Genomic DNA, 645 nt, shown 5'->3' on the forward strand with positions numbered 1-645 from the left:
ACTTCAGCGTGCGGCTCGCCTGCTTTGACGTGGAAACCTTGTCCGACGATTTGTGCGCCGTGTGCAATTACGCAACCGACGCGGGGATTGGGGGAAGTAGAAAACCGCCCAAGCTTGGCCAGCTCGAGGGCGGTTTGCATCATTTGGGTATCAAGTGCGGAAAACATGGTTTCAGACGGCCTTATTTGGCTTTGCATTCGGCGATGACTTGGGTGAATTCGGAAACGTCTTTAAAGCTTTTATAGACGGACGCGAAGCGGACATAAGCAACTTGGTCGATTTTTGCCAGTTCCTCCATCGCCATTTCGCCAACGATGTGCGAAGCGACTTCTTTTTTGCCCAAACGGTAGAGGCGCTGCTCGATCAGGGCAACGGTTTCATCGATTTGTTCTTGTGTGACAGGACGTTTGTGCAGCGCGCGCTCAAGGCTGGTCTGCAGTTTGTGCGCATTGAAGGGAACCCGTGTGCCGTTGGATTTGATGACTTGCGGCATCCGCATTTCAACGGTTTCAAAAGTGCTGAAGCGTTGTCCGCATTCCAAGCATTTGCGACGGCGACGGATGCTGTTGGTGTCTTCCAGCCATCGCGAGTCGGTTACTTGTGTGTTGGGGTGTTGGCAAAACGGGCACTTCATCGGGTTTCCTT

Annotated in this window: 1 protein-coding gene and 1 pseudogene; both read right to left on the reverse strand. The window is 53.0% G+C overall.

Annotated elements, in window-relative coordinates; genetic code table 11:
- A pseudogene (locus tag ACTHS3_RS16495) lies at positions 1–167 on the reverse strand (bifunctional diaminohydroxyphosphoribosylaminopyrimidine deaminase/5-amino-6-(5-phosphoribosylamino)uracil reductase RibD); the annotation flags it as partial.
- A gap of 14 nt (positions 168–181) precedes the next feature.
- On the reverse strand, positions 182–634 hold the full coding sequence (nrdR, locus tag ACTHS3_RS16500; RefSeq protein ID WP_004520863.1) for a transcriptional regulator NrdR: 453 nt from the start codon (positions 632–634) through the stop codon (positions 182–184).
- Positions 635–645: the final 11 nt, after the last annotated feature.

This window comes from Neisseria sp. P0009.S007 (assembly GCF_051962515.1).

What these genes read in the sequence shown, in the direction of transcription:
- nrdR (WP_004520863.1), bottom strand. Translation starts at nt 634, where the DNA reads ATGAAGTGCCCGTTTTGCCAACACCCCAACACACAAGTAACCGACTCG.